Origin of the sequence: Facklamia sp. HMSC062C11 (assembly GCF_001810675.1) — a bacterium.
Lineage (GTDB): Bacteria > Bacillota > Bacilli > Lactobacillales > Aerococcaceae > Facklamia > Facklamia hominis.
On the sequence record NZ_KV802407.1, the window covers coordinates 38,075 to 48,562 of the forward strand.

Annotated in this window: 8 protein-coding genes; 2 read left to right on the forward strand and 6 right to left on the reverse strand. The window is 42.0% G+C overall.

The window, feature by feature from the left end:
• Positions 1 to 217 precede the first annotated feature (217 nt).
• Entirely contained in the window at positions 218 to 1,387 is a 1,170-nt protein-coding gene (locus HMPREF2758_RS06930; protein ID WP_070609757.1) for a helix-turn-helix domain-containing protein, read from the forward strand.
• Positions 1,388 to 2,154: 767 nt separating this feature from the next.
• Here HMPREF2758_RS06930 and HMPREF2758_RS06940 read toward each other — a convergent pair.
• The 4 genes from HMPREF2758_RS06940 to HMPREF2758_RS06955 all read right to left on the reverse strand — a co-directional run bounded on the left by HMPREF2758_RS06940 (position 2,155) and on the right by HMPREF2758_RS06955 (position 6,115).
• The gene (locus HMPREF2758_RS06940; RefSeq protein WP_070609759.1) at positions 2,155 to 2,931 is read right to left on the reverse strand and encodes an ABC transporter ATP-binding protein; all 777 of its coding nucleotides are present in this window, start codon (positions 2,929 to 2,931) and stop codon (positions 2,155 to 2,157) included.
• Position 2,932: 1 nt separating this feature from the next.
• Positions 2,933 to 3,814, reverse strand: a complete 882-nt coding sequence (locus HMPREF2758_RS06945) for an ABC transporter permease (protein ID WP_070609760.1) — start codon at positions 3,812 to 3,814, stop codon at positions 2,933 to 2,935.
• A 2-nt stretch (positions 3,815 to 3,816) separates the two neighbouring features.
• The gene (locus HMPREF2758_RS06950) at positions 3,817 to 4,803 is read right to left on the reverse strand and encodes an ABC transporter substrate-binding protein (RefSeq protein ID WP_070609761.1); all 987 of its coding nucleotides are present in this window, start codon (positions 4,801 to 4,803) and stop codon (positions 3,817 to 3,819) included.
• A gap of 367 nt (positions 4,804 to 5,170) precedes the next feature.
• Complete coding sequence (locus tag HMPREF2758_RS06955; RefSeq protein WP_070609762.1) at positions 5,171 to 6,115, reverse strand: metal ABC transporter solute-binding protein, Zn/Mn family; 945 nt, start codon at positions 6,113 to 6,115, stop codon at positions 5,171 to 5,173.
• A 152-nt stretch (positions 6,116 to 6,267) separates the two neighbouring features.
• Here HMPREF2758_RS06955 and HMPREF2758_RS06960 point away from each other — a divergent pair, with 152 nt between their 5' ends.
• Complete coding sequence (locus HMPREF2758_RS06960) at positions 6,268 to 7,980, forward strand: Rqc2 family fibronectin-binding protein (protein ID WP_070609763.1); 1,713 nt, start codon at positions 6,268 to 6,270, stop codon at positions 7,978 to 7,980.
• Between the two features lie 59 nt (positions 7,981 to 8,039).
• On the opposite strand, the gene HMPREF2758_RS06965 is transcribed toward HMPREF2758_RS06960, so the two are convergent.
• Together HMPREF2758_RS06965 and HMPREF2758_RS06970 are read right to left on the reverse strand one after the other, a co-directional pair.
• The gene (locus HMPREF2758_RS06965) at positions 8,040 to 8,969 is read right to left on the reverse strand and encodes a manganese-dependent inorganic pyrophosphatase (RefSeq protein ID WP_070609764.1); all 930 of its coding nucleotides are present in this window, start codon (positions 8,967 to 8,969) and stop codon (positions 8,040 to 8,042) included.
• A 281-nt stretch (positions 8,970 to 9,250) separates the two neighbouring features.
• Positions 9,251 to 10,111 carry a nuclease-related domain-containing protein gene (locus HMPREF2758_RS06970; RefSeq protein ID WP_070609765.1) on the reverse strand — a complete coding sequence of 287 codons (861 nt, stop codon included), beginning with the start codon at positions 10,109 to 10,111 and terminating at the stop codon, positions 9,251 to 9,253.
• Between the last annotated feature and the right edge of the window lie 377 nt (positions 10,112 to 10,488).

Sequence of the window (10,488 nt, forward strand, 5' to 3'; positions counted from 1 at the left end):
TTTTTTTACCGTTTCACCATGTATCCAATAATGTTATTATACCATGACCTAAGCAAAAAAATGAAGCTCTTCCAATAGAAGAAACTAGGATTTAAGGTATTTGAACGACTTTTGTTAAAAAGGATAAATAATTAACTAATTAATGTCGTATGTTTTTATGCTTTTTATTGTCTTTTTCAGTTATAATAGAAGAAAGATAGAAAGGACGGTCGCGACCATGTACCTGCAGACTACTTTGAATCAATCCAATGCTTATTTTAGCTTTCAGGCCAAGGCGGTCCATCAGCTAAGACCCTATCATCGTTTGATGACCATTCAACGCTCCCAATCAGAAGCTCTCCTATCCTTTGATCGTCCTGTCAGTCTAAGTGACCACAAGGGACTAGCCCTCTTAGTCATTGCACCAGAGTTATCCGCCTATGATGATTATTTATATTTTCTTCTTCAAGGGTCCATCCAGATTAAACCGCATGTCCTCTTTAATACCTTAGCACTCACAGATCATTGCCAGGTTTATTTGGAGCCGACCCAAAATGAAGAACCCCAGATCATTACGAGTCCCAAGCGGATCAAGGCTCAGCTTCCTAGTCGAACCTTACAACTAAAGCAGATTTATGCCAGCTATTATCAAGCTTATGCCAGTGGCGAAGTTATTCCACGAGGACAACAAGACTTTTATGAATTGGTGATCGTTGATCAAGGACAGGTCCAGATTCATCCTGTCGGTGCCCAACCCGTCACACTCCAATCAAGTATGGCTTGGCTAACCCCTCCAGGAAATCGCCCTAAATTTAGTTTTAAGCAAGATGGCCTCACTACCCTTGTATCCATTTTATTTGCGGCGGAGGGGATTCCTGACAGCCTCTGCCTTCGTCCCTTTAAGCTCGGCTATCGACAGTTACAGTTGATCGAACGTTTCATTCAATTATCAAGACAATCACCGGCTAAGCTTTACGGCTATGATGAGGTCATGGCTATCCTGGATATTCTTCTTATTCAGTGTATCAATGGTGCCCAACAAGCTGGACATGCACTTCCTCAGACTTCTATGCGGGATAATTATGAGGATGAGACCTTCCAAGCGATCATCGACTACCTGGAGACCCATATTCTTGAAGTGCATGAAGTGCAAGAACTGGTCGACCAATTTGATTTATCACGGTCAAGCCTTCAAGCTCTATTTAATAAGTACGCCGGCAAATCACCCAAGTCCTACATCAACCAACTTCGATTAAAAAAAGCCAAGCAGTACATCTACGAATCCCAGTTAACCCTATCCCAAATTGCCGAAAAACTAGGCTACGGATCCATCCAGTACTTCTCGCGGGCCTTTCGACGAGAATTTAACCAGTCTCCTTCTCAGTACGCCAAATCCATCATTAAATAAACTAAAGCCCGATCCTTTTTCATTGAGATCGGGCTTTTACCTTTCGTTTTAGTACTCTCACAACCACGAGGGTTACATTTCCACCCCGATTTGTTACTCTCACAACCACGAGAGTTACATTTTCACCTCGTTTTGTTACTCTCAGACCATCCAGAGTTACAATCACACCCAAATTTGGTACTCTCACAACCACGAGAGTTACATTTTCACCTCAGTTTGTTACTCTCAGACCTCCAAGAGTTACATTTCCAAACCTTTTTGTTACTCTCAGACCAATCAGAGTTACATTTCCACCCCAGTTTGTTACTCTCACGACTACTAGAGTTACATTTTCACCTCAGTTTGTTACTCTTAGACCACCAAGAGTTACATTTTCAACCCATTTTGTTACTCTCAACTCAACCAGAGTTACATTTCCAGCTCGTTTTGGTACTCTCAGACCATCCAGAGTTACAATCACACCCAAATTTGGTACTCTCACAACCACGAGAGTTACATTTTCACCTCGTTTTGTTACTCTCAGACCATCCAGAGTTACAATCACACCCAAATTTGGTACTCTCACAACCACGAGAGTTACATTTCCACCTCAGTTTGTTACTCTCAGACCACCAAGAGTTACAATCACACCCCAAATTGTTACTCTCACACCACTAAGTGTTACAACTTCACTTCTATTATCACTCACACAAACAGCAAAATAGCCCCCCATCACAAACCAAAAAAGCTCGCCACCCACACCGGGTTAGCGAGCTTTTTCATCCAATTTATCCAACTTGATAGCTTAATTGATTGAGATAATCCATTAATTCAGCGGCAGTCAGCTGCTGGATCTCCTCCCCATCAAAAACGTGTTCAATGCGAGCCTGGTGCATGATCGCTATTTTATCACTAAAATCTAAGGCATCCTGCAAATGATGGGTGATCATCAAGGTCGTGAGCCCCTTTTCATGAATCAAACGACGGCTGTCCTCCATCACCTGACGAGCCATCCGAGGATCTAAGGCCGCAGTATGCTCATCTAATAAGAGCAACTTGGACCGATTCAAGATAGCCATGATTAGAGAGACGACCTGCCGTTGGCCTCCCGATAGAGATTCCATCGGCAAATCAAGCTTTTCTTCTAAGCCCAATCCAAAGCCCTTTAATTCCTCAGCCAGTGCTTGGCGATTTGCCTCCGTCAAGGAAAAATTAAATAAGCGGCGCTGACCTCGCTTTTGAGCGAGTACCAGATTCTCAAAAACCGTCATCCGAGGTGCAGTCCCGTGCGATGGATTCTGAAAGACTCGACCAATTAACTTGGCTCTTTTTTGTGGTCCCCATTGACTCACCTCTTGACCATCAATCTGAATCGTTCCTTGATCAATCGCCAAACTACCCGCGATACTATTGAGAAGAGTGGACTTGCCTGCCCCATTGGTCCCTATAATGGCCAGAACTTGCCCTTTTTCAAGACTCAAGTTGATGTGATCCAGACCTAATACCTGCTTGCCGTCGGATTTTCTAAAATATTTGCTGACATCTGATAATTCAAAATAGGCCATCTTAGTAACCTCCCTTTTGTCGGAAATAGCGTTTGATGAGATTTGGGCCGGCTAAGAATAGGACTAGCACAAAGGCCGATAGGAAGCGGAAATCATTGGCATTAAAACCTAATTGAAGAACAGCTACTAAAATCAAGCGATAGATAACCGCCCCCAAAACCACCGTCATCAAGCGTTTAGTTAAGGACAGCTGCTGACGGAAGATGACCTCGCCAATGACAATGGCAGAAAAGGCAATCACGACAGTTCCATTCCCTAATTGAATATCAGCGAATCCATTATCTTGAGCCACCAGAGCCCCACTTAAAGCAATCAATCCATTGGACAACATTAAAGCCAACCGAAGCATCCGATGCGTATTAATCCCCAAGGAATCAGCCATGATCCGGTTATCTCCTGTAGCAACTAAAGCTTGTCCCAAATCCGTCTTAAAAAGCAGCGACAACATGGCGACAACCAGTAAGGCAAAGACCAAGCCTAGGACCAATCTTGCCAGATCACTCGATGCCACCACCTGTTCCATGAGACTAAATAAAGTATCACTGCCTCTAAGTGACAAATTGGGCTGGCCCATCACCCGCAAGGAGACTGAATAGAGTCCGGTCATCGTAATAATAGACGCTAATAATCCTGGAATAGCCAAGAAGGTCGTCAACCAGCCTGTCACCAAACCAGCCAACATTCCTGCTCCAATCGCTAACAGCGTAGCCAAAAGCGGTGAATAACCGGACTGAATTAAGATAGCTGCTACTCCAGCCCCCAGAGTAAAGGAAGCTTCCGAAGTCAGATCGGCAAAACCTAGAATCCGAAAGGAGATATATAATCCCATCCCCATTAAGGACCATAGGATTCCTTGAATACATGCTGAATAATAAAGAGCCATCTCTAGTCACCTGCCACGTCTTTGAAGTCTTGGGCTTGATCCTCGGGAAGTTCTAAGCCTAATAATTTAAGGGTCTTGCTGTTAAAAATCTTTTCCTTATGATCCAAGTAAGCTACCGGCAGGTCTCCAATGGCTTGACCATCAACCACCTTTAAAGCAAAATCAGCTGCTAAATGGCCAATTTCTGCCTGGTTAATCGCTAAGGCAGCCACTCCTCCTTGATTGACCATCTGATCAATGGATGGATAGATACCCAGCTTAGCCTTGTCCGTGATCGTCAGTAAATTATCAAAGGCTGCTGCTACCGTATTATCCGCCCCTACATAGAAAGCGTCCACTTGAGGGGCTAATTTTTCGGCGACCATTTGTAAGTCGAGTGCCTGGCTAATTCCTTCAGTCACCAATTCGATTCCCACTGCCTGAGCAGCTTCTTGAGCCTTTTCTAAGGTGGCCTTGGCAGAATCATCCGATGTCGTATAAATCAAACCCAGTTTCTTAATGGATGGATCAATCGCTAACATCAACTTAAAATGATCTTCCAGTGGAATCAAATCCGACACTCCCGAAATATTACCCCCTGGATGCTCCAAGTCATCAAGCAAACCAGCTGCGACTGGATCTGTCACCCCCGCTAGAATGATAGGAATATCTGACGTCGCTGCCTGTAAGCTCTGAGCGACTTGTGTCGTGATGGCAAAAATCAGATCAGGCTTCTTTGACACGACTTGTTGACTCATGGACTGCAGGAGGTTGAGGTCTCCCTGGGCATTAACCTGATCAACCTGAAGATTATCGCCTTCTTGATAACCCGCTGATTGAAGTTGATCAATAATCCCTTGATTGATCTGATCCAAGGAAGGATGCGAGACAAGTTGAACGATCGCAATCGACAAATTTTGATCCTTGGCTTGTACACTGGACGGCTTGCCCAATAGGACTGAACTAAAGGCTAAGAAACATAAGCTAAATACAATTATTATTTTTTTCATAGTGAGATCCTTTCTATACTGACTCCATCATTGATTCAAAAAAAGAGCTAACACACATACCCTGCGTGTTAGCTCCTCATGAACGGATATCATCGCCTACCGCATAGTATATGGTCCACATATCTATGGGTAGACTGGAAAGGTTGGCCTCATAGATACAAAAGTAGTTACACTAAACTACGGCTGTATCCAGGGACGAATCCAAGTCTACAACCTATCTCAGCAAGCTTTGCCAATTATTTTGAGTTGTGATCATCCTTGTCTTCATAACCAGACCCCTTTCTTAATACTTGAGTCTAGTCTATAAGATAAAACTCATTCTGTCAAGAAAAATGAAAGGTTTTCTCATAATATTGTCAATTTTTTCTTATTTTAATCCTTCATAGAGCGTTTCCAGGACTTGACGAAGATTTTCCAAGAAGGTCTTATCATTTTGAGGATCACTCTCTAAAGGACTCATCTGTTGAACGTCGACACCGGTTGCTTGAGCAATCGTCTCCGCCGACTTAGGGCTGACATTAGGCTCTACAAAAATCGTCTTAATCGCATGGTCTTGAATAAACTTTTGTACTTCAATCATCTTTTTTGATCCTGGCTCGATATCAGAAGATACCCCAGCAATCCCTAATTGTTCCAAGCCAAACCGGCGTGCCAAATAAGAAAAGGCAGTATGTTGAGTCACAAAAGTCTTATTACTTAAAGCATTGAACTTGTCTTGGTATTCACTAACTAGGGAATCAGCTTCTTCTTTGAAGGCCTTAGCTCTTTCTTGATAAGTTGCTTCATTGTCTGGGTCAATCTTGCTCAATGCATCGGCAATTAATTGAATCTCATCCGCTGCCTCAACCGGGTCCAACCAAGTATGAGGGTCATATGAGGATTCTTCTTTCATGCCTTTAATTTTGCCTAGATTTTCCAGTCCTGGAACTTTTTCCATTTCTAATCCTTTAGAGGCTTCTACAACTTCAACACCCGAAGATTTTAAATTTCCCATTAGCTTTTTGGCCCAGGATTCTAGAATATTCGAATGATAAATAAAGATGTCCGATTCTTGAATGGCCGCTACATCTTTGACGGAGGGTTCAAAGCCATGGATACCATTCGCTGAATTAATCATCCGTACGTCATGTAAATCACCAACCAGGGTCTTGGTCAAGGCATACATGGGATAGAAGGAAGTGACGATGCGTAGCTGCTTTCCTTCTTCTGCTTGCACCCCTTGCAGACCTGTCAAGCTTGTTGCCAAGCTTAATGCGACCATGATTAATACTAAGCTAGCTTTTTTTAAGTTATGTTTTAATAATTGCTTCATTTTTTGACTCCTTTACATAAATAGTAATCATTACTTATTGATTTTAAGGCTCGTCTAGGTTTCTGTCAAGCTTTTTCTAGCTAAAGTGCCTTTTTTTCGGTAAAATAGGACTGTTAATCCGCTTGTGATTACTAGAAAAGGAGCGTGATACCATGTCTTTTGATGGTTTTTTTACCAGAGCATTGACGCAAGAATTGACCAACCAACTCCAAGGTGGTCGAATCCATAAAATATACCAACCCTTTGAACAAGAACTTCAGATCCTTATTCGTAAAGATCGCCAAATTCATCGACTGGCCGCATCGGCTCATGCCAATTATTTTTCCCTGTATCTGAGTCAGGACAAGCCTGCCAACCCTCAACAGGCTCCCATGTTTTGTATGTTGTTGCGCAAGCACTTAGAAGGAGCCTTGCTTGAAGAAATTAGACAATACCAGAATGATCGGATCATTGATTTTATCTTCTCAGGTCGGGATGAGATTGGCTTGGAACAGACTTATTGCCTAAGCTTCGAGTTAATGGGACGGCGGTCTAATATCATTCTGATTAATCAAGCCCAGGGAGCAATTATCGACTGCATTAAGCACGTCCCCTCCAACCTGAATGCCTATCGATCTTTGACACCAGGCGCAAGCTTCAAGCGTCCACCTCATAATGAGACCCAGATTAATCCCTATGATTTAGCTGAAGCTGACCTGTATAGCTTCTGTCAAGCCCATGAGGCTGAATTCAAGGACGGTCTCGCCTATCAACTTATCCAGGGGATGGGCAAACTCCTAGCAGAAAGTATTGCCTATTGGATGAAGGAAGAAGACCTATCGGCTTATCAAGCTTTGGAACGGGTCAAATCAGCCATCGACTACCCGAATCCTAGCCTCTATCCACAGGAAGATCGAGTGGACTTCTATGCCCTCAGCTTACCACAATTCGATGCCAATAAACGCCAGTCCTACCCTAGTCTATCTAGCCTTCTCGAATCCTTCTATCGAGTAAAAATCCATCAAGACCGCATTAAACAATTAACGGGGTCGATCTTACAGAAAGTCAACCAAGTGCTCGACAAAGACCAAAAGAAACTTAAGAAGCTAGCCCAGGACAAAAAAACAGCCCAAGCGGCGGACCAGTACCGCCTCCAAGGGGAACTCTTAAATGCCTTTGCCCATCAAGTGGCTTCGGGCAGTCAAGAAGTCACCTTAGCCAATTATTATAACGATAATCAACCCCTAAAGATTTCTTTAGATCCTCGACTTTCTGCCACTGATAATGCACAAAAATATTTTAAAAAGTATCAAAAATACCGGGATGCCCTAAAGTATGTCCAATTCGAAGAGAAGAAGACACAAGAAGAGATTGATTATCTGGAAGGGATCTTGGTCCAATTGAGCCAAGCCGATTTAGAAGATGTCGAAGAGATCAAGCAGGAACTCATTAAACAAGGCTACGTCTCTCAAAAACCTTCCAAAACCAAAAAGCGGGCTCAAATCCAATCTAAACCTCGCCGCTATCAGTCGAGTGATGGGGTGATGATCTATGTCGGAAGGAATAATCAACAAAATGACCAGCTCTCTCTCAAAAAAGCTAGCAAAAATCATTGGTGGCTTCACGCTAAAGATATCCCGGGGGCGCATGTGATTGTTGAATCGGATAAGCCTTCAGCCCAAACCCTAGAAGAAGCAGCCATGCTCGCCGCTTATTATTCAAAATTTTCTCAATCAGCCAATGTCCCCGTCGATACCGTCCAAGTAAAGAGCCTTCGCAAACCTAATGGTGCCAAGCCCGGTTTTGTTATTTATGAAGGACAGCAGACACTCTATGTCACCCCAAGTCAGGAGAAAGTCCAACAACTAACCCTTAAAGAAGACTAATCAAAAGGCCACCCAAAGGATCAATCTTGATCCCTTGGGTGGCTTATTTATAGATTGAATTATTCGCCAAAGACAGCCGTTAATGGCGGTACCACTTGTTTTTTACGTGACACAATGCCTTTTAATTCAAATTCTTGATCTTCAATGGTCGTATTAAAGGCTTTTTCTAGGATACGAATATCATCCCCCACTGCTAAACCAATTGAGGTGGATTCCAGTACATCGGTGATCACTAGGAGATAAAGGGTCAAGCCTAATTCTTGACGCTTGTCTTCCATGACTTTTAGCAAGCCTTCTTTACGCTTCATCACTTCATCAAAGCCGATCACGTTGCTTTGACCAACCCGAATTGTTTGGCCATTCATAATAAAGTTCTTAGCATCGCCATCCACAATGGATAGATCACTTTGTTTAGAGAGATCAGCGCCCGCTCTTAAGAATTCCAAACCATATTCTTCGAGGTCTACGCCAGCAATTTCAGCCAGTTTGTGTGCAGCATCAATATCAATTTGAGTGGTCGTTGGTGATTTTAATAAGAGGGTATCGGAAATAATCGAGGATAACATAATCCCAGCATAATTAGCCGGAATTTCTATATTATATTCGTGGAACATTTTGAATAAGACAGTCGCTGTACATCCAATCGGTTCACAACGATAGTATAGAGGTTGAGCCGTATTAAAGCCGTTGATACGATGGTGGTCAATGACATAGTCTACTTGAACTTGATCCAAGTCTTCCACTGATTGTTGGGGTTCATTATGGTCTACTAAAGCCACATGGGTCGTCTCGTTAGCAACCGTCTTGACCACCCGGGGTTTATCGAAGCCAAATTTTTCTAAGGCAAAAGCAGGTTCATCCGCCACTTCACCTAAAGCAACCGCCTCAGCTTCATGACCTTGTTGATTTAAGAAATACGCAAAAGTCAAGGCTGAAGAAATCGCATCCGTATCTGGATTCTTATGGCCAAAAACTAAATATTTTGTCATGTTACTTCCTCCTAATAATCAATAAACTAGGTCTATTCTATCATTTTTAAGCAAAAAGTGAAACGCTAGCTAGGTATGAGACAATCTTTTTATTGTATTAGGATAGCTAATGGAGCGACTCGACCTTTTTATTGATTGAAGGCGGGTTTTGGAATGGCTCGCCCTATTGCATTGGCTCAGGCTAAATTTTTCAATAACTCAGTTTTTTTGATCAAAATCCGATATGCAAAGAGTAGTAGGAATAGAGCTTTCTAATTGGATCAAAATGGAACTTGGAAGGACTAATCCTTTTTTAATGCATAAAAGAGGGTTTTTCGGGAGATTTGACAATCTATGAAAGAATACAAAGTCTGAACACTCACCTTAGGTCGACTTGGGTAGAGTGCATGATATTGATCCATCGCAATTTGAATGGCTTGTTTTTTAGAAGAACGATCCCCACAATCGCAACAAGTTAAACGACGATTCTCAATCTCAAGATTAAAACTCCCGCAACGATTACAGCGTAATCCCCTTCTTAGTGCTTGCCATGTCTCCTGTGAGATGTCATCCACGCAAGCGAATTCTTGATTAACCACTTGATTTATTAAATCCATGTCTGCTTGAACATAATCCGCTTGGTTTAAATTACAATCCTGAATTTTTTGAACGAGGTATCGATTTAGTTGGTGTCGCATAACAATATCAAATGCTTCCTGACTATCCCAGATTACTTCCCCTTCAGGATGAATACTAATAAATGTACCAACAACGTTTAAACTTCTTTGTGTTTGTTGACTTAATTCCTTAACTAATGTCATACGACGTCGCATCGCAGCAAATGGGTCATTATGGAAAGCTTCTCCTCTTAATGTTGCTTGTTGATTTTCATATTTCAATACTCCATTATAATTTTTAATTTCTATGACCCACCAGAGATGTCTAGCTAAAATTAAATAGTCAATCTGTGTTTTACCAGCGATATCAAGATTCAAATTGTGAATCAATTTGATATTTTTTGGCAAATGACGCTTGAGATACTCATTGGCCTGCGCTTCTCCTTCAATCCCATATTTTAAAGCAAAATACTCACGCCATTCAGGACTCCCCTTTTTTAAAGCACCACGATAATACAATTCTTGTAACTGTTGAAATTTTTGCATAGTCTCACCTCTTAACAATAAATATTAAGTAGGTTCTCAAATGCGCTATATTCTTAAAAATTCTTGTTATCGAAGAATTTAAGAACTTTTAAAGCAACAGCTTCTAGAATTAAAAAATGAGAATTTGAATGGAAACCAGTATTCTAAGTGACTCCAGTATAACTAGGCGAACTAATCTTGGTACATTCAAACAGGCTTGCATTAACACTCGGCTTATATTTTTGTACTCTCAAGGGGTTGAGTGTTACAATTTGGCCCTGATTTGGTACTCTCAAAGGGGCGAGTGTTACAATTCGACCCTAGTTTAGTACTCTCAGAGACCCGAGAGTTACAATTCGACCCTAATTTAGTACTCTCAAGGGGTTGAGAGTTACAAT